The following is a 19,971-nucleotide window of genomic DNA, read 5'->3' as shown; positions in this document are numbered from 1 at the left end:
TTCAAACTATTCTTAAAATTCTTAAGTTTAATAAAAATTACACAGATGACCATTACTATAACTGATGAATCACTAACAGGCGATATTCTCAACAAAATAGAAATCGCTGTACAAAACGAAATTATTACCGTAAAAGATGTGATTACTGCCAGAGTCGCTTCTGAAGTAAACGCATACAACAACAAACTTCCAGAATACTTCAAAGGATTAATTCGTCCCACAGCATCCGAAAAAACCCTGAATGGTTACAAGCTAAAGAACAGCACAAAAAAAATAGACATTGAAGCGCAAACCTTCATCGCATTTGATGCCTTTCAAAAAAACGGATACTTAGTACTCATTGACGATCAACAAGCAGAAACGTTAACGCAAGAAGTATTAGTCACCAATACAACCACCATCAGTTTTGTAAAACTTACGCCATTAGTTGGCGGATAACTAAGAAATATGGGATTCAAAGAAAATCTAAGAAATTTATTTGGCGCAAAAAAAGAAACAGTTTCAGAACATCCTGCATTTGCTGAACTTTTAAAAAGTATCGTCACAGAGATTGTCATGGAAGGTCACCACTATTCCATTCCGTTTTCAAAACTAACTTCCTACCAAACGCTAAAAGCGAAGGATAACGCTACGAAAAAGGAATTTATCATATACCTAACAGAAAAAATTACAATATTTTTAGAAAAAAAATATCTAGACCTTTCCGAAAGTAGACAACGTCAAACATACGATGAGCTTGTAAGTTTGCTTTTACGAAGTAATCTTGAATACAATCCTTCCGAATTTACAACGCTACTAAACATCTTTGTTGATACAACTACGAAAGGACTGCGAAGGTTTGGCGATTGGCCAATTGGCTTTGCAGCGCAACAAATAGAAAAAAGTGTAAAGAAAAAAGGATTCTCTTCGGAATGGAAAACGCTTATTGAAAACTTATTGGCTTCTCCCGAAATGGAATTTAAAGATAATTATTGGGGATCAGATCTAAGTAAAGTAGAAGCAAAACTCAAAAAAATACTATTTGAAGACGAGAATACTGAAGGAAAAACACCTCCATACACACATACCGATGATCGATTTGGAGCAATGATGAATACACAAGTAGCTGAGTTTGATGAAGAAATACGCGATCATTTCTATCAACTATTTCATCTATTTACAAAAGCGACAAGCGGAAAACCATCACAACGTTTTCTAAAAAGCACAAGTGCTATAATTGATGCTATCGGAATTTCTAAATACAAATCTGTCATTCAACCATGGTTAGAATTTGTTTCTAAACTCAAAGAAATAGAAACCAAAAAACAATATGACTATGGAAATGGTCAAATACATGAATATTCTAATTATGAATTTTTACATGAAAAAAGCAGCGTTTTCATCAAAGGATTAGTCTGGAGTTTAGCAAAATTTCACGATACTACGACATTAAATTTGGTTGCAAAACTAGCAGAACGCTGTTACAAAAAAATTCCTGGTGTCGGTCCAGCTGCGGCTGGAATTGGAAATGCATGTATTTATGTTTTGGGAAACACTAAAGGATTGGAAGGCATCAGTCACTTATCGCGATTAAAATTAAAAATCAAGCAAAACAATACCCGAAAACTCATTGAAAAATACATTGATGTAGCTTCCGCCAAACTTGGCATTACTTCGTCCGAAATAGAAGAACTATCCATTCCACACTTCGGCTTGGAAAACAGTGAAAAAACATTCACGTTTGATGAATACACGCTAGAACTCAGCATTCAAGAACTAGGTAAAGTGAATCTTATCTGGCGGAAGCCTGATGGAAAAGTGCAAAAAACAACGCCTGCCTTCGTCAAAAACTCGGCAAAGCATACACAAACGCTCAAAAAAGCAAAAAGTGATGTAGCGCAAATAAAAAAATACCTCACAGCGCAACGTGACCGAATTGATCGGTTGTATCTTGATGATCGAATCTGGAGTTATGAAGACTTTACCAAACACTATTTGCAACACGGATTGGTGAGTTTTATTGCAACCCGATTGTTATGGCAATTCAAAAAAGAAGATACATTTGTTACTGCGATCTATCAAAATGAACAATGGACAACGCAGCAAAACACAACACTCGATTGGATTACAGAAGCAACAGAAGTCCGTTTGTGGCATCCAATATATGAAGAAGTAAACGATGTTTTATTCTGGCGAAAAAAGCTGGAAGAACTCGAAATAAAGCAACCGCTAAAACAAGCGTATCGAGAAGTATACATCCTAACGGAAGCAGAAATCAACACAAAATCGTATAGCAACCGAATGGCGGCGCATATTCTAAAACAACACCAATTCAATGCGCTGACAGGCATTCGCGGATGGAAATATACACTAATGGGCGCGTATGACAACGGCGTTGATGACGAAATCGCTTCCAGACAGATAAAAGCGCATGGAATAGAAGCGCAATTTTGGATCAATGAATTAAATGCGGATGATGAATTTAACGATACAGGAATTTGGAATTACATCGCCACGGATCAAGTTCGATTCATCAAAAACGATGAAATCATGGATATGATAGACGTTCCAAAACTGGTGCTTTCGGAAGTGCTCCGCGATGTCGATTTATTTGTGGGTGTATGTAGTGTTGGAAACGATCCGGAATGGAGAGACAATGGTGGTTTGCCACAATACCGCGATTACTGGACAAGCTATTCTTTTGGAGATTTAACCGAAGTTGCCAAAACCAGAAAACAAATCTTAGAAAAACTCTTACCACGATTAAAAATTAGTAAAGTAGCTACGATTGATGGTAAATTCTTAAAAGTAAAAGGTACCAAACGCACGTACAAAATTCATATCGGAAGTACGAATATCTTAATGGAACCGAACGATCAATATCTATGTATTGTTCCCGCGCGCGGAAAAGATAAAAACACAAATGATATCTTTTTACCGTTTGAAGGCGATCGTGGATTGTCGTTGGTATTAAGCAAAGCATTCTTATTAGCAGCAGATGATAAAATCACCGATACAACCATTCTTAATCAGATCAACTAATGCTAGAAAATGAAGAACATTCCGCGCATTTAAAACAAAAACTGCAAAACACGCATATTGTAGCAGTTGGTTGTGGTGGTTTGGGCTGTGCTTCCCTACTCTCTTTAGCGTTATTGGGTATTGGAAAACTAACCATCATTGATGATGATCGTGTGGAAATGAACAATCTGCAACGGCAAATTTTGTTTGATCTAACTACTGTTGGAGAATACAAATGTGATGTTGCAAAAGCGCAACTAGAAGCACGTTCAAAAGCTACGGAAATTGTTATTTTCAAAGAACGCTTGACCTCAAAAAACAGCGAACAATTACTCCAACAAGCGGATATTGTCCTAGATTGTACAGATAACTATGCAACGCGCTTGCTAATCGATACCGTTTGTGCAAAACACAGCATTCCAATGGTGTATACAGGCGTAAAAGGTATGGAAGGACATATTTCGGTGTTCAACTACAAAGACGGAAAATCGTTGGCGGAAACCTTTGAAAACGATCAAGAAATATTTCAAAATGAAGATTGCAATGATTCCAGAGTCATGCCGCAAATTGTAACAATGGCTGCTAGCTTTCAAGTAAATGAAGTCATTAAAATGCTACAAGATTCATCAGAAGTATTGCAAGGAAAACTACAAGTATTCAATCTGTTGAAAAATGTATTTCGAGTTTATAAGTTGAAGTAAATTAAAATGCTGGTTGCTTGTTGAAAAAATCTTTTTCTAGAACAATTCCTACTTATACCTTTGATTTTCGTTGAGATTCTTATAGCTTTAACAACACTTAAGGTATAGCTATAAAAGAAATAACAGGAATTTTTGTTATATATATGTTGTGCGTCATTTTGACAAACATAACTTTAAAACAATGCAGATTGAAAACGGAAATAGAAATTACATCAATATAGGTAAGATTACTTGCTGGATTACTTTCTTGCTGGGACTTGTATATTTATTTACTACATTTCTTGGTTTTTTATCGTTGGATTTACCTGATGAACCAATCGGAGACCCATACTTTACAATGATGGAATTGCTTTCCTTAATGATTGCTCCATTAATGGCGATAAATATGGTTGCAGTTCATTATCACGCTTCGACGAAATATAAATTGCACAGTCTTTTTGCTCTTTGTTCAATGTTTATTATGGCAGGAATTACCTCAAGCGTTCACTTTGTTGTACTCACTATGAATCATCAACTTGAAGCTACAACAATGGAAGATTTGACTTTACTCTTTTCATTTAAATGGCCATCAGTCGTATACTTATTAGATATTCTCGCTTGGGATTGGTTCTTTTCGCTTTCATTTTTATTTGCAGCTCCAATATTCAATAATGGAACAATAGAAAAAACAATAAGAGCACTTATGTTAATTTCAGGAATATTGAGCCTTATTGGACTAGTTGGTGTTATATTCGGAGATATGCAAATCAGGAATATTGGGATTATTGGATATGCTTTTATTGCTCCATTTGTTTTTTTATTAATCGGAATAAATTTTAACAACATACAAACAAATAAAAAAACGAACGTACAACAACATATATAATCCATTACTAGTACTCGCCTACTTCCGAAAATTGCTTACGCCAATTCGCTTCGCTCGTGTCTCACGGATTTTCTATTCGGTTTGTATTTACTAAATTAGTAGTTTAAACACGTAACGAAATCATACTCGAACACGTTAATTGCCATTTTGAACCCAAATTAGAATTAACCATATAGAAATAAAGAATAGACGAGGAAATGATGAAGATATATTGGGTTGATTTTAATAGATTTAAAGCAAGGATTTACGACAACTAACAATGTAAAAAATAATAATTTTGAAACTCACGAAGCAAAATTTTGAAAAAGCCCGCGGTTTTATTCTGGCAAATGCAAGAATGATAGAACGAAGATTGTTTGACTTCCACTTTAATGGAGGTTCCGCAAATGGAGTTTTTCACGCAGTATATGCATATCGAAATAATGACGGAGGTTTTGGTTATGGAATGGAACCAGATACAGCATCGCCCGAAAGTCAACCACTTTTCAGTATCATGGCGCTGGAAACCTTAGATGAAGTTGGCTATCTGAATGCTGAATTAATACGAAACGATTTTATGCCCTATTTTGAAAGTATTACCACTGAAAAAGGAGGCATTCCGTGGATGTTTAGACCCAAAAGTGAATATCCGTGCGGCGAACACTTTAAAACCGTCAAAGAATGGGCAGCACTTAGTACGACTTCATCACTATTGGGAATCCTTGAAAAGTATAAGATAAACATTCCTTGGATGAAAAAAGCAGAACAATTTGTTTGGGCAGAAATTGAACGCATACAAGAAAAACACGTTTTTTGTCATCTATGTACACCAAGACGATTACAGTTTTTGCAACACACTAAAAACAGAAAAAAAGCAGCGGAAGCAATGAGCAATTTAAAAAATTGGATCGTTGCCGACGGAGTCCTTTTCAAAGATCCATCGGATGATGGTTGGGGATTGTATGGAAAACCACACAGTCTGAATTACGCTCCATATCCTGATCACATTTTGAATCCTATCTTTTCCAAAGAAACCATTGAATCAGATCTAGAAGGATTACTAAACAAACAGAAAACTGATGGCCGATGGGATACTTGGTACGGAATCAGTGAAGGAACAAAGCTAGAATGGGCAGGAATTCAAACCCTATGGACATTAAAAGTTTTAAAATCATACGGCAGCATCGAAAACTAAAAACGACATGAAACTTTCATCAAAATTTAAAGACATTTATGCGCAAATCAACCCAGAAACAACCAAACTGGGAGATTTACGGAAAATTGCCAAAGAGATCAAAAAAGATCATGAATTGGCACTAGAACTGTGGTCTACAAGTGAACTTTTACCACAACTATTAGCAATCCTTATCCTAGACAAAAAATTGCTGTCGCAAGCGCTTATTGACAACCTTGAACTAGACATGCAAAAGCATGGATTTGAAGAGCGAAACCAATTAATGGATTGGCTCATGGCGAATCAGCTTTCCAAAGACAAAAAAACAATTGCTTTGATGGAATCATGGGAAAATAGTTCTTCAGCATTGCAAAGAAGGCTCTTTTGGTATCATCAAGCGCGATTAAGATGGATGGGAAATACCAACCACTCAAATACGGAAGCGCTCTTAACCGGAATAGAAGCTAACATGGCAGCTGAGCAACCTGAAGTTCAATGGGCAATGAATTACACTGCTGGTCAAATTGGCAAATGGCAAGAAGAACATCGTGCTAGGTGTATTTCCATTGGGGAAAAAACAGGTCTTTTCAAGGATGAAGTCGTTCCAAGAGGATGTACCCCAAGTTACTTGCCGAAATTCATTCCAATTGAAGTCGCCAAATTGAAAAAATAGCGATCTTTAAAAACAATAAAAAAGTAAAAATCATTCTATGTTATTTTTAGTTAGTGGAACATCAAGAGCAGGAAAAACAATCATTGCAAAAAAAATAGCTGCACAAAAAGGCATATCCTATTTCTCTACTGATTGGCTTGTGATGGGCTTTACAAACGGTATTCCCGAATACGGAATTCATCATTTGTTATTTCCCGATGAAATTGCGGAACGATCTTGGAGTTTTTTAAAAGCAATGTTTGAAAGTATGATTTGGAGTGACGTTGACTACATTATTGAAGGAGAAGCGATGCTTCCTGAATTGATCATTGAGCTATTGAAAAAACATCCCGATAAATTAAAAATATGTTTTGTTGGTTATACGGATGTTGATCTTGACGAAAAAATGAAAAATGTAAAAGATTATAGTGATGGGGAAACCGATTGGTTACATGATAAACCCGATGCATACATCCTAGATCACATAAAAAACATGATCGCTCACAGTAAAAAAATAAAAAAATCTTGTAAAAAACATACGCTAAAATATTTTGACACTTCTAAAAATTTCACGGATACCATTGAAGATGCCGTAGCGTATTTATTAGCGTAATTGTTAAATAAAACAACTCTGCGAGAACGCTTCGCGACTTCACGAAAGCTTACCGCAAGTCTGCGAGATGCTTCTGAAATTAAACAAAAGCTTGTCGCAGGACTGCGAGACGCTTCCGAAGTTGAACAAAAGCTTGTCGCAGGGCTGCGAGACGCTTCCGTAACTTCCCGAAAGCTTGCCGCATTGCTGCGAGAAGGTTTCGTTGTCTGTTTTATTGATAATTATTCAATAAAATGATCGAAAATGATAGTTTTATTGCGAATTCCTCAAAATCGTCATTTTTACGGTTATTGTGAGAAGTTGAAAATGAACGCAATTACGAAAACCACATTGCATAGGTATAATCTTTGTGCTACTTTTATAAGGAATAACAGGCGTTTAAAACAAAAACTCTTGTTATACATACCTTAGCGGTTATTACGAAAACAAAGTTGGTAGCTAAAAAATTCCTTTTGGATTCAATCGAGAGGTGAAAAATAAAACATCATCAATATTAGAGACTATATGTACAATCTTCCATACCATAAAGAACAAGACGAACAGGTAATTAAAGAATTTGTAGCAAAATATCCTTTTGCTTTTCTAACTGGATGTGATTCCGAAAACAGGCCTATTGTAACACAAGTACCCGTTTTTATTGAAAAAATGGGTAAAAAGAAAGTACTACGAGGGCACATAATGAAAAACACAGACCATCATAAAGCTTTTCTACATAATAAAAATGTGCTTGCAGTTTTTACGGGTAAGCACACCTATGTTAGTGGTACTTGGTATAGCAATCCAAATTCTGCATCTACTTGGAATTATATGAGTGTCCATATAAAAGGTGTTATCAAGTTTTTAGATGATAATGCGTTAGAAGATGTCCTTAGAATGACCAGTCTGCATTTCGAAGACCAAAACGAGCAATCAGCAACAGTTTTTGACAATTTACCTTCGGAGTTTAAACAAAGGGTTATGGGTATGATTATAGCCTTTGAAATTGAGATTACAGAGATTGACACTGTTTTCAAATTAAGTCAAGACAGAGATGCTGAAAGTTATCATAACATCATAAAGAAACTTAATGAACAAGATGAAGATGGTCGAGTAATTGCAGCTGAGATGGAAAAAAGAGCAAAAAATTTATTTCCTGAATACAAACCGTAGGCACAAAAAAGCATCTGAAAGCATTCTTGAGATGTGTCACATCGAGCATTATTGAAATCAAAATATATGTTGATTAAAAATACCTAGCGTAGCTATCAAGTTGTGCCACATCGAGCGCAGTCGAGATGCTCTTATTAAAAGATAATTTCTATCATTACGGGAAGCCACATTGCATAGGTGTAATCTTTGTTTTACTTTTATAGGGAATAATAGGAGTTTAAAACAAAAGTTGCTGTTCTATACACGTTATGGGCAATTAAAAAATTACATGCTACGTTTCATAAATAAACACATTACCCAACATTAAGAAAAATCAGCTAATGGCATTACCAAAACACAATGAAATAAGATTACCCGCTTTACAATTACTTAAAGCGAAAGGGAAAATTAAACTTGGAGATTTTATTCAGCCATTAGGTGAATATTTCAAATTATCTGATGAAGATTTAAACGAAATGTACAAATCTGGAAATGGTCCAATCTTTTACGATAGAGTTTCTTGGGCTTTGAGTTATCTAAATATGGGTGGGCTTTTAGACAAACCAAAAAGAGGAACTTATGAAATTAATACAAAAGGACTTGAACTAATCGAAAAGCCTGACTTAATTGATAAGCACATAGAAAAAGAAATTGACAAGAGAGAACCTACAAGAAAAAAAAAGAAATCAGAAGAACAAATAGACTTAGATGATAATTCTTCCGAATTAACTCCTCAAGAAAAACTTTATAGCTCTTTTTCCAATATTAAAAAATCTGTTTATACAGACATTGTAAATACAATTTTGACCAAAACTCCAATTGCTTTTGAAAAATTGGTAGTTAACCTTTTACAGAAAATGGGATATGGTGGAGAAATTCAAAACTCTGGATTAGTTACTAAGGCTTCAAATGATGGCGGAATAGATGGAATAATCAAAGAAGATGTTTTAGGACTTGGACGAATTCATATTCAAGCAAAAAGATATAAAACAGACATTTCAATCGGCAGAGAGGAAATTCAAAAATTTGTAGGAGCATTAGCTGTTGCTCAATCAAATAAAGGTGTTTTTATTACAACTTCTTACTACACAAAAGGCGCGATTGAATATGCTAATAATTTAAATGGCTCGACAACTTTAGTACTAATTGACGGAAAGCAACTTGCTGAATACATTTATGATTTTGGTTTAGGAATGCAAGTAGAACAAACGATTGAAATTAAAAAACTGGATGCTGACTTTTGGGATTCTCTAAAAGATAATGAATAAAAAAAACGTTTACTAACACCACATAAAACCAATTACGAGCACTACCCTACTCCCAAAAACCCTACTTCAACACACTCAATTCCCATCTAAATCTTCTATTCAGTTTTTATTTATTAAATTAATTACTTAGAAATGCAGCTAAAAGTATACAAACCATTACAAGACATCTAACGCAACCAATTCGAAAAAAAGCATCTTATAAAAAAACGGCATCATGAATTATCGAATTTTACTTCTCTCAATTTTAGCATTTGGAATGTTTTCTTGTAACAATGATGATGATGCAGTCGATCCGTGTCCGACAGAAACCATACTAATAGAAACCACAAGTCTTGAAACTGAATACGGTTGCATCAATACGGAAAATAGCATGGAAATCGATTTGCCATCTGGAGACTTTATAATTATCAGCGATCAGCAAGTATTTAATATGCTTGTCACTGAAGTTTGCATGCCAATGATTGACTTTACAACCTACGATTTGGTCATTGGTAGACAAGGACTCACAAGTGGAAATAGTTCAATTCGCTATGATTTAATCGAGATTTGCGAAACTGGAAATCAAACATTAACCGTTACGTTTAATCTAAATGCAACTACCGTAGCTCCTACCTTAACATTTCATGCGTTGGTTCCAAAACTTGCAGCTGCACAAGTACTAACTGTTGAAATTATAATTAATTAAAAAAATACGGTTTCCCACAAAAAAATAAAAACCACGTACTAACACGCTTACACAAAACAAACTAACTTCTTACCTTTGGAATAACCAACCATTCCATATTATGAAAGTTATAGATATTCACCCAATTACACAAACGGGTACTAATTCAAAAGAGCATTTTGTAGATGGTCGTCCGTGTTTTAGTCCAGACGGAAATACCGTTCTTTTTGAACGCACTGGAAAAGGAATTCCAAGAGCACAATTTTGGACAGTCGATATACAAACAAACTCAGAAAACCCCTATTATAAAAGTGATACGTATGGTTGTCTAAGAGCTTCTTGGACATGGAATCCTACAACAGGTTTACCACAAATTGCCTTTACAGGAATTTATCCGGAAGGTGATAACCCAACCTCAAGAGTTATGCTTTTAGATGAAAATGGCGCAGATAATAGTGCTACACATCTAACTGTTCCTGGGTATCAAGATGCACAACTCTCCTATCCTGCTTGGTATCCTAATGAACCTGCGCTGTTAATGACAAATTACTCACAACTAGAACTTTTAAAAGTAAATATTATCTCTTTAAAATCTAGTGTATTAACGCCTAATAATTATTGGTCTGGTATGGGAACTTTGAATCGAGCAAATCCAAAGATTATAGCGTATGCAGGGCAAACAAAAGGTTCTGGAGCCTATCATCAAAAAATAAATAAAGTATTACTTCAAGTTGGTCAAAATAATCCAGTTGTATTTTCAGATCCAGCCAAAGGAACTATTGGACGTACGCCTTGGTTTAGTCCTGATGGAAACATTATGGCTTTTGAAGCGTATTCAACACAACCAAAGCTTCAAATCTTCTTAAAAAAAGTTGATTTAGCAAATCCAAACACACCTATAATCCATGTAAAAGGTCCTAGTTCTCCTGCCCAACATCCAAAGTTTTCTCCTGATGGTTCTCGTCTAGTTTGGGCACAAAATGATGGACAAGGGAAAACACAAATCTACATGGGAACTGTTTCTATGGATGATTAAAAAATCAAAAAATTAACACAAAAACGTCAAAACCGAGTATTTCTACCGTATTATTTTAGAACTTTTAAGTCTACTTTTGAAATATATTTTTTGATCTGATTCCCCAAAAATGCACTATTACATATTAAAATAATTATATCATAGTGATGACTACACACAAAAATATCCTTATTGGAAGTGATACTTCGACTTCACTTGCGGCTATTATTAAAAGCTTGCAAGAAGTGAATCAGTACAGTTGTATTACAGCAACACGTGTGTCCGATATCATTCAAATTTCAAAAACGATTCAACCAATTTTAATCATTTTAAGTTTCCGTGACAATCAACATATCATTAACTCATTAGTATCCTACAGCAAAGATTTTTCAATTCCTATTTTGTGTTTACATCAAAAAAATGACCGCCGTAATTTACAACTGCACGATGGTATTGTCGTATTTACACAATCGTTCGAATATGGAATTCAGTACAGAAACTTAAATACAAATGTTCAGGGAATTTTAAAGTTGGTTCAAAAAACCAAGCAACCAAAAGCACCGAGAACATTCGCGAAAAGCGCAACACAATCCAGTGATCAAAAAAAAGATTTAGCACGTTATACTTTAGAACTCGATCAAAAAAAAGCGGTTTTAGATAAAATCAAAGAACGCATCAAGCAATTGTATACGGAAGTAGATGCAACGACCAAAACACAATTGATGTCTATTGTAAATACGATCAAAATGACACGAAATGATCGAAAACATTGGGATGATTTTAAACAGTATTTTGAAAACATCAATCCAAGTTTCTTGAAAGATTTAAGTACTAAATTTCCGTGTTTGACCTCGAAAGATTTAAAATATTGCTGTTACTTAAAGATGAATATGTCCAACGAAGACATTCGACTCGTTTTAGGCATCAATCAAGAAAGTGTTCGCACACATAAATACCGTTTAAAGAAAAAAATGGTCTTAGAAAAACACCAAGATCTTCGCAATTATCTACAAGCTTTTGCTGATTAACTTCTTATAAAATATTCAATATTTCTAGAACGTTCCCACATAAAGTATTGCTGTCTTCATTCATCCAAAAATTTTAAAACACTACATAGCGCGCCAAAAAAGCGATCACACTATTTGTGTACACGTATTTCTGTTTTGTCTACGAATTGTCTACGGAAAATTTCGTACAACACTAAAATGTGCATAAATGGTATACGCCTACTTCGCCTGATTCCGTATTTGTATCCTTAATTTTAACATCCAATAAGTTAACGAACCAAACCATAGTATCTACCATGATTGAAAAAGCACTTCAATTTACAGGAAAAGCGCTCAACCAATTTGTCAAAAAGAAATTTGGCTTGGATGAAGATGTCGTCATGATCAATCCGATTATTGATCAAAGTGGAAGTGTTCCAAAGGAAAATCAAAACAAGATCATTATTTCGTTGATTCACATTGAACAAGATACTACGAAACAATTCTACAAAAGAAATCAACAACTCACCACCGGAAATTACACAAGAACACCACAGAGTTATCGCTACAATTTATTTACGCTCATCACACCAAACTTTGAAAATTATAGTGAAGCATTAAAATTTTTAGATGCTTCCATTCAATTTTTTCAAATTAATGAAATGATTGATGCAACACGAAATGCCGAAATTCCTACCGAACTAGGAAAGCTAGAATATGAATTTCAGAAAGGTGAAAACTATATGCAAATGCAAAATTTGTGGACAGCGCTTGGCGCGAAATACCAACCATCGGTGATCTACAAAATGAAACTTGTAACGATTGTTTCTGATGAAATTGAAGGATTTGATGCAGGTATCAATCAAATTAGTACAAATACAGATCCAAAATCATGAATATAACGTATACATCCTTATTCAAAGTTTCGGTGGCGCATTCCTATTATGCATCAGGTATTTGTGAATGTTTACAGTACAAAGCAAGTACAGCATCGCAAACATTGATGGACAAATACGGATTCATCCTAAAAGCAACTACAAACGGATTTGAAGTATACACAACCAATCAATCTATTGAAACACATTTAAACTATATCACGCAAGTTTCAGAAACTACTGCTTTCACTTTCGTGGGAATCACTTCTGATCAGAATTTTTACAACTTTACGGAACTTCCAATAAATGAATTGGGTGTTCTTACCTATACAAGTACTAGCACAGCCAATGTGGAAGCTAACGAAACCATTCAACTTGCAGAAAACTTTGTTACAGATACAACGACGCAAGAAGTTGTTTCCATCACAATCACGTTTGATGATTTAATTCGTTTGCACAAAACAACTAACAATGTGCAATTTAATATTCAAATGAACGCGCGCGAAACGCAATGGTATTATTATATCATCAACAATTCCAATCAAGAATTTAAAAAATTGGTAATAGAAAGTGACAACGATATCCAATTTTCTGGTCCAACAGCAGCAACGCTTCAAAATGGACAAAATGCATTATTATTTTCATCCGAAACCACAAAAATACCTTTAAAAAATACTGTCGAATACACATTCAATTTAACCAATACAAAAACAACGTTGGCAGGTGAACGAACGGAAATCATCATCAAAGGATTGCCCATTCCGAATCCTCAAAATTTACAAGTAAATAACGACCATACAATAGCATCTCTGATGTATGTATACATCTAAGATGCCTTATTAAATATTAATAAAAATTAACACGAACTAATAACTATGTTTTATGAATTTATCAACCATTAAATCTCCAGGTGTTTATATCAATGAGATCAATGGATTCGGAAATTCAGTTGTCCCAGTGGCTACTGCAGTTCCCGCGTTTATTGGATATACACCACAAGCGATGTACGAAGGGAAATCGTATACAAATGTACCAACGAAAATTACGTCTTTTTCAGATTTTCAGGCAATATTTATGCTGCCAAGTCCGGCAGCGCCCGCAGATCCTGCAAAGCAATATAGCCCGCAGTACTATTTAGTAGCAGAAAAAAGTCAACCCGAAAAAGGTGACTACATGCAAATTGATGGAACTTATTATTCTATTGTTCCCGATGCAAACACTATTTACTATTTATACAATAGCATTCGTTTATTCTACGAAAATGGTGGTGGAGACGCTTATATTGTCTCTGTTGGAACGTACGGACCTGCTTCAGGAAATCCAATGACACCAGGCGATCAAATTGTAAATCCAAATGTACAATTGAACGACCTTACCAATGGACTTGCTTTGTTAAAGAATGAAGAAGAACCAACGATGTACATCTGTCCAGAAGCAACCTTGCTTTCTGTAGCAAACAACGGAACGCTTATGGCTTCGATGTTGTTACAAGCTGAAGAAATGCAAACCGCTGTTGCTATCTTAGACATTATCGGTGGTAGAAATCCTGATCCAGTAATGTGGATGGATGATATTACGGCATTCCGTGACAATACAGGTGCAAACGGATTAGACTACGGAACTGCATATTATCCATTTGTTGGAACCACTATTATGCAAACATCTGATTTAGATTATACCAACTTATTTGGTGGTGATTTAAAACAATTACAACCATTATTAAGTCCAGCAGACAATCCAGATGCAACTGTAGAAACAATTATAGGAAACATTGAAAATCCTCCAGGAACACCATTAACGGTAAGTCAATACAACAACTCATTAATTGCCGCGAGTAAAACGTACAGCACCATTATCAATCATGTATTGAGTGATGCGAATATGTTACCTCCAAGTGGTGGAATGGCTGGTGTAATCACAGTGACGGATAACGAAGTTGGTCCTTGGCAAGCACCTGCAAACACATCAATGGTTGGTGCATCGTCACTTCCTATAAAACTATCAGAATCACAACAAGGTGGCTTAAACGTAGATGCAGTTTCAGGAAAATCGATCAATGCGATTCGTTTTTTCAACGGACTTGGAATCCTAATTTGGGGTGCAAGAACACTCGATGGAAACAGTCAAGATTGGCGTTACCTTTCTGTTCGTAGAACGATGAATTTCTTAGAACAATCGTGTAAACTAGCCGCGCAAGCGTATGTATTTGCTCCAAATGATAAAAACACTTGGGAAGGCGTAAAATCAATGATCGGAAGTTTCTTAACCAGTATTTGGAAAGAAGGAGGATTGCAAGGTGCTGTTCCAGCAGATGCATTTTCTGTTGAATGCGGTTTAGGATCTACAATGACTTCAGAAGATATTTTAAACGGATTTATGAACGTAACAATTAAAGTTGCGGTAGTACGTCCTGCTGAATTTATCGTACTGACATTCCAACAACAACAAGCAACTTCTAGTTAATATATAGCTAGAATCAAGAGTCTTTAAATAAAATATAAATTAACATATAAAAATATAAAATTATGGCTGATGATGGAAGTGCAGAAGGCGCAACATGGCCCATGCCAAAGTTCCGATTTGAAGTAGATTTAGGAACTGAACTCAAAGGGGTCGCATTTCAGGAAGTATCTGGAATGGACGTAGAAAATCAAATCATAGAATACCGTAAAAGTAATAGTCCTTTATTCTCTACTGAAAAAATGCCTGGCATTGTAAAGTATGGAAATATAACTATGAAACGTGGTGTATTTGTCAATGACAACACATTTTGGGATTGGCATGCAGAAATTTCTATGAATACAATTAAACGTAGAACTGTACTCATAAAACTATTAGATGAAGCTGGAAAAGTAACAATGCAATGGCAGCTAAACAATGCGTGGCCAACAAAAATTACGAGTACCGATTTAAAATCTGATGGAAACGAAGTTGCAGTAGATACCTTAGAAATTGCACACGAACAACTAATCATAACGAATGGCTAATACTGACTACCCTGTTGGATTTTATTTTTCACTTTCGTTTGAAGGTGAAGACGCGGCTTTTAAAGAAGTCTCAGGAATCAATAAAGAACTAGGTGTGGAAGAAGTTGCTGGCGGCGGAGAAAATCGGTTTAAATATCGATTGCCCAACGTAAGTTCAAGCCAAAACCTAGTGCTCAAAAGAGCTATTGTTCCAACAGGTTCAAATCTCATTACGTGGTGTTCCGATACGTTAGATAATGGATTAGCAGCTGCAATAGAAACCAAAGATGTATCTGTTGATTTATTAGATAATGAAGGAACAGTATTGATGAAATGGACGTTTTACAATGCATATCCTTTAAAATATGCAGTTTCAGATTTGAAATCACAAGAAAGCGAAATTTTAATCGAAACTATTGAATTAGCATACAACTATTTCAATATCAAACAAACCACATAACACGTATACAACTCGAATTATGCCCATAGAAATCAGAGAATTAGTCATAAAGACAGAAATAAAAACGGTTCATGAAAACTTGAACACAAAACGGGCTGGTTATGATATTTCAGCATTAAAAGAAGAACTATTAGACACCTGCAAACGGATGATTTCTGAAGGTCAAAAACGAGGAAAGTATAACAGGTAAATTACCTTGAGGTAAACCCTCGAGGCATTTATTAGAAATTCATACTAGAATATTGAGGCAAACCTCAGCGAACTTAAATCTCGATTATCGAGTAAAATAAGATTATGTCATTAGAATACATGAAAATAACGGGTTACAAAGATGAAGACTTTACACAGGCTGTGTCGGGTGATCCGTATAATCTAATGATCAATCCAGAGTCTATAAAATGGAGTCGAACTATTGAATACAATGAACAACAACCGATAGATACGAGTTCAACATCTCAAAAATACAAAAGTACACCAAGTGATAATCTCAGTTTTGATATTGTCATCGATTGTACTGGTGTTGTTGATAATAAACGAACCGATCTAACAAAGGAAATACAAACCTTAGAAGACATTGTATACACATACAACGGCGACATTCACAGACCTAATTTCGTAAAAATCCAGTGGGGAAGCGATTTGGTGTTTTACAGCGTATTAAAATCATTTGATACAACGTACACACTATTCAAACCCGATGGAAGTCCGTTAAGAGCAAAAATTTCATTGAGTTTTGGAAAGTATATTTCGCCTGACAAGCGTACAAAAGAAGACAGTGAAAGTTCTCCTGATATTTCACATATCGTGGAAGTGGTTCAGGGCGAAAGTTTGCCACAATTATCTAATAAAGTTTGGAACACACCTTACTATTACATTCAAGTTGCGCAATACAACGATCTAAATAAATTTAGACAATTACAAGGAGGTCAACAATTATTATTTCCACCGATTATAAAACCAACCTAAATGAGTGCATCAACAACAATAACGAGCGGCGGTTTAGTTACGTTTACCATTAAAACTAGTGGGAGCGCTATTCCTGATACGATTGAAGTACAGTCCGTTGAAGTCGAAAAAGGTGTGAACCGAATTTCAACAGCAAAAGTTGTTGTTATTGACGGAACGCCCGCTACGGAAACATTTGAAGCAAGTTCATCGAGTACGTTTGTGCCAGGAAATACGATTACCATTGAAGCTGGTTATGATTCTACAAATGAAATCATTTTTAAAGGAATCATTACCAAGCAAAGCATTCGTATTCATGGCGGTATGGGTTCTGTATTAGAAGTAGAATGTCGTGATGAAGCTGTAAAAATGGTGGTCGGACGTAAAAGCTTGACCTATTCAAAACAAAAAGATAGCGACATTATGAGTACTATAATTGGCAATTATTCTGGATTGAGCGCTGATGTAACAGCAACCACCACAGAATGGCCCGAACAAGTACAATACTATGCAACAGACTGGGATTTTTTATTGGCTAGAGCAGAAACGAACGGAATGATTGTCACCACATTAAACGGAACAGTAGCCGTATTTGATCCAAGTAAGGACACAACTTCTGTATTGGAAATTACGTATGGAAACAACTTGTTAGAATTTAATGCTTCATTGGATGCCGTTACACAATTAGGTTCGGCAAAAGCAACTTCTTGGGATTATACTACGCAAGCAACCGTTTCTGGAGATGCATCAAGTAGTTATGCAGGTCCAGGGAATTTATCGTCCGAAACACTCTCTGAAGTCGTTGGACTTTCTGAGTATGAATTGCAAAGTACTGCACCAATTCAAACTGCTGATTTGACAAATTGGTCAAAAGCGGCGTTGGTAAAAAGTGCGTATTCTAAAATTCAAGGAGACGTAAAATTTCAAGGAAGCAATTTGGTTGATCCTGCAAAATATATCACACTCGCAGGATTGGGCGATCGTTTTGACGGCGATCATATTATTTCGGGTGTACACCATGTCATTGGACATGGAAACTGGATTACGGAAGTTTCGGTTGGATTATCGCCTGTTTGGTTTACAGAAGAACCCGATGTAATGGCACCACCAGCTTCTGGATTATTGCCAGGCGCACAAGGATTGTTCAATGCAACAGTAAAAAAGATGTATGAAGATCCTGATAGTCAATATCGTGTATTAATAGACATTCCATTATTTGACCCGAATGGTGAAGGATTGTGGGCACGTTTAACAAACTTCTACTCCACTTCTGGCGCAGGTGCGTTTTTTATGCCTGAAGTAGGCGATGAAGTTGTGATTGGTTTCTTAAATGAAGATCCACGCTATCCAATTATTTTAGGAAGTATGTACAGTTCATCCAGCAATAAACCCCTTGACGGTTTAGATCCGGATGAGAAAAACACCATCAAAGCAATTGTGTCTAAAACTGGAATTAATATAAAGTTTGATGATGAAAACAAAGTGCTTACGCTAGAAACGCCAAGTAAGAACACCGCTATTTTTAGTGATCAAGACAAGCAAATTACGATTCAAGATCAAAACAACAATAGCATTGTAATGTCTGAAAGTGGAATTACGATTAAAAGTGATAAAGACATTACCGTACAAGCTACGCAGAACTTAACGCTTAAAGGCGATCAAGGAGTTACCATTGAATCCTCTGGCGGCGATGTCCAAATCAAAGGATTAAACATAAAAGAAACTGCTCAAATGGAATATTCAGCAGAAGGAAGCATGACAGCATCGTTACAAGGTGGAACACAAACCACTATAAAAGGTGCAATGGTTATGATTAATTAACGAATAGATGTGAGTACTCAGTATTGAGACATGAGATTTCTCTCAATACTCAATACTAACATCTAAATACTAAAATGAATTATGAGATAAAATTTCTCTCAATTCTAAATACTAACATCTCAATACTAAAAATACATGCCACCAGCAGCACGATTAACCGATTTTCATGAATGTCCAATGGTCACACCAGGAGTTCCTCCAATACCACATGTTGGCGGACCTGTTGTAGGACCGGGAGAACCAACCGTTTTAATTGGCAAATTACCAGCCGCACGTGTGGGTGATATGTTAGTGTGTGTAGGACCGCCAGATTCTATTGTAAAAGGATCGGCAACCGTGATGATTGGCGGAATGCCAGCCGCACGTCTTGGAGACTCAACCGCACATGGCGGATCAATAGTATTAGGATGTTTTACAGTAATGATCGGTGGATAGAGAAGCAAACATACAAAAAGAATTTTTAGGCTCAGGCTGGTCGTTTCCTGTAACATTTTCAGCGGGAAATTGTCAATTGCAGCTTACAAAATATGAAACGAACATCAATGAAATGATCGATTTGATCATGCAAACAACTTTTGGAGAACGTCCTTTTGAAGCACAATTTGGTTCAGGATTACAGACATTTTTCTTCAAAGAAATGCGCCCAACATTACAAGGGGAAATTAGAGAAGCAATTAAAACAGCGCTTTTAAATAATGAACCTAGGATCAAAGTGATCACTGTTGAGGTAGCCTTTACAGATTTACAATCAGGTTTGGTAGAAGTAACTATCAATTACATCTATAACCAAACAAATACGCGACATAATTATGTGTATCCTTTTTACATAAAAGAAGGAACAAATTTACAATTATAACCA

General features: G+C 35.7%; 22 protein-coding genes. All 22 read left to right on the top strand.

What is annotated here, in order from left to right; genetic code table 11:
- Positions 1–45: 45 nt before the first annotated feature.
- The 22 genes from H2O64_RS06750 to H2O64_RS06645 all read left to right on the top strand — a co-directional run bounded on the left by H2O64_RS06750 (position 46) and on the right by H2O64_RS06645 (position 19,968).
- A complete protein-coding gene (locus H2O64_RS06750; RefSeq protein ID WP_187561402.1) occupies positions 46–438 on the top strand; it encodes a hypothetical protein in 393 nt (130 codons plus the stop codon).
- 9 nt (positions 439–447) lie between these two features.
- On the top strand, positions 448–3,021 hold the full coding sequence (locus tag H2O64_RS06745; RefSeq protein ID WP_187561401.1) for a DUF4132 domain-containing protein: 2,574 nt from the start codon (positions 448–450) through the stop codon (positions 3,019–3,021).
- Positions 3,021–3,701 (top strand): HesA/MoeB/ThiF family protein, encoded by a 681-nt coding sequence (locus H2O64_RS06740; RefSeq protein WP_187561400.1) that lies wholly within the window; start codon positions 3,021–3,023, stop codon positions 3,699–3,701. Before H2O64_RS06745 ends, H2O64_RS06740 begins: the two co-directional genes overlap by 1 nt.
- A gap of 181 nt (positions 3,702–3,882) precedes the next feature.
- Positions 3,883–4,566, top strand: coding sequence for a hypothetical protein (locus H2O64_RS06735; RefSeq protein ID WP_215907133.1), 684 nt, complete (start codon positions 3,883–3,885; stop codon positions 4,564–4,566).
- Between the two features lie 277 nt (positions 4,567–4,843).
- Complete coding sequence (locus H2O64_RS06730) at positions 4,844–5,740, top strand: hypothetical protein (protein WP_187561399.1); 897 nt, start codon at positions 4,844–4,846, stop codon at positions 5,738–5,740.
- A 7-nt stretch (positions 5,741–5,747) separates the two neighbouring features.
- A complete protein-coding gene (locus H2O64_RS06725; RefSeq protein ID WP_187561398.1) occupies positions 5,748–6,392 on the top strand; it encodes a DNA alkylation repair protein in 645 nt (214 codons plus the stop codon).
- A 37-nt stretch (positions 6,393–6,429) separates the two neighbouring features.
- Entirely contained in the window at positions 6,430–6,984 is a 555-nt protein-coding gene (locus H2O64_RS06720; RefSeq protein WP_187561397.1) for a hypothetical protein, read from the top strand.
- 504 nt (positions 6,985–7,488) lie between these two features.
- Positions 7,489–8,133, top strand: coding sequence for an FMN-binding negative transcriptional regulator (locus H2O64_RS06715; RefSeq protein WP_187561396.1), 645 nt, complete (start codon positions 7,489–7,491; stop codon positions 8,131–8,133).
- Between the two features lie 320 nt (positions 8,134–8,453).
- The gene (locus tag H2O64_RS06710; protein WP_187561395.1) at positions 8,454–9,380 is read left to right on the top strand and encodes a restriction endonuclease; all 927 of its coding nucleotides are present in this window, start codon (positions 8,454–8,456) and stop codon (positions 9,378–9,380) included.
- A gap of 214 nt (positions 9,381–9,594) precedes the next feature.
- Entirely contained in the window at positions 9,595–10,065 is a 471-nt protein-coding gene (locus H2O64_RS06705) for a hypothetical protein (protein WP_187561394.1), read from the top strand.
- A gap of 100 nt (positions 10,066–10,165) precedes the next feature.
- Positions 10,166–11,080: a TolB family protein gene (locus H2O64_RS06700; RefSeq protein ID WP_187561393.1), complete on the top strand. Its 915-nt coding sequence runs from the start codon at positions 10,166–10,168 to the stop codon at positions 11,078–11,080.
- A 146-nt stretch (positions 11,081–11,226) separates the two neighbouring features.
- Positions 11,227–12,087 carry a helix-turn-helix transcriptional regulator gene (locus H2O64_RS06695; RefSeq protein ID WP_187561392.1) on the top strand — a complete coding sequence of 287 codons (861 nt, stop codon included), beginning with the start codon at positions 11,227–11,229 and terminating at the stop codon, positions 12,085–12,087.
- A 179-nt stretch (positions 12,088–12,266) separates the two neighbouring features.
- A complete protein-coding gene (locus tag H2O64_RS06690) occupies positions 12,267–12,941 on the top strand; it encodes a DUF4255 domain-containing protein (RefSeq protein ID WP_317173819.1) in 675 nt (224 codons plus the stop codon).
- Positions 12,938–13,750, top strand: coding sequence for a hypothetical protein (locus H2O64_RS06685; RefSeq protein WP_187561391.1), 813 nt, complete (start codon positions 12,938–12,940; stop codon positions 13,748–13,750). The genes H2O64_RS06690 and H2O64_RS06685 overlap by 4 nt, the downstream gene beginning before the upstream one ends.
- A 52-nt stretch (positions 13,751–13,802) precedes the next feature.
- Positions 13,803–15,383 (top strand): phage tail sheath family protein, encoded by a 1,581-nt coding sequence (locus H2O64_RS06680; RefSeq protein ID WP_187561390.1) that lies wholly within the window; start codon positions 13,803–13,805, stop codon positions 15,381–15,383.
- Positions 15,384–15,445: 62 nt separating this feature from the next.
- The gene (locus tag H2O64_RS06675) at positions 15,446–15,907 is read left to right on the top strand and encodes a phage tail protein (RefSeq protein WP_187561389.1); all 462 of its coding nucleotides are present in this window, start codon (positions 15,446–15,448) and stop codon (positions 15,905–15,907) included.
- Positions 15,900–16,346, top strand: a complete 447-nt coding sequence (locus H2O64_RS06670; RefSeq protein WP_187561388.1) for a phage tail protein — start codon at positions 15,900–15,902, stop codon at positions 16,344–16,346. The genes H2O64_RS06675 and H2O64_RS06670 overlap by 8 nt, the downstream gene beginning before the upstream one ends.
- 19 nt (positions 16,347–16,365) lie before the next feature.
- A complete protein-coding gene (locus H2O64_RS06665) occupies positions 16,366–16,536 on the top strand; it encodes a DUF5908 family protein (RefSeq protein WP_187561387.1) in 171 nt (56 codons plus the stop codon).
- A gap of 104 nt (positions 16,537–16,640) precedes the next feature.
- Positions 16,641–17,312, top strand: a complete 672-nt coding sequence (locus tag H2O64_RS06660; RefSeq protein ID WP_187561386.1) for a CIS tube protein — start codon at positions 16,641–16,643, stop codon at positions 17,310–17,312.
- Positions 17,313–19,112 carry a type VI secretion system tip protein VgrG gene (gene vgrG / locus H2O64_RS06655; protein WP_187561385.1) on the top strand — a complete coding sequence of 600 codons (1,800 nt, stop codon included), beginning with the start codon at positions 17,313–17,315 and terminating at the stop codon, positions 19,110–19,112.
- A 135-nt stretch (positions 19,113–19,247) separates the two neighbouring features.
- Positions 19,248–19,547 carry a PAAR domain-containing protein gene (locus tag H2O64_RS06650; RefSeq protein WP_187561384.1) on the top strand — a complete coding sequence of 100 codons (300 nt, stop codon included), beginning with the start codon at positions 19,248–19,250 and terminating at the stop codon, positions 19,545–19,547.
- Entirely contained in the window at positions 19,540–19,968 is a 429-nt protein-coding gene (locus H2O64_RS06645) for a GPW/gp25 family protein (RefSeq protein ID WP_187561383.1), read from the top strand. The genes H2O64_RS06650 and H2O64_RS06645 overlap by 8 nt, the downstream gene beginning before the upstream one ends.
- Positions 19,969–19,971 lie beyond the last annotated feature (3 nt).

The organism is Kordia aestuariivivens, from assembly GCF_014397005.1.
Classification (GTDB): Bacteria; Bacteroidota; Bacteroidia; order Flavobacteriales; family Flavobacteriaceae; genus Kordia; species Kordia aestuariivivens.
Note: the sequence above shows the minus strand (reverse complement) of the source record. Positions and strands in the feature narration are given on the sequence as shown.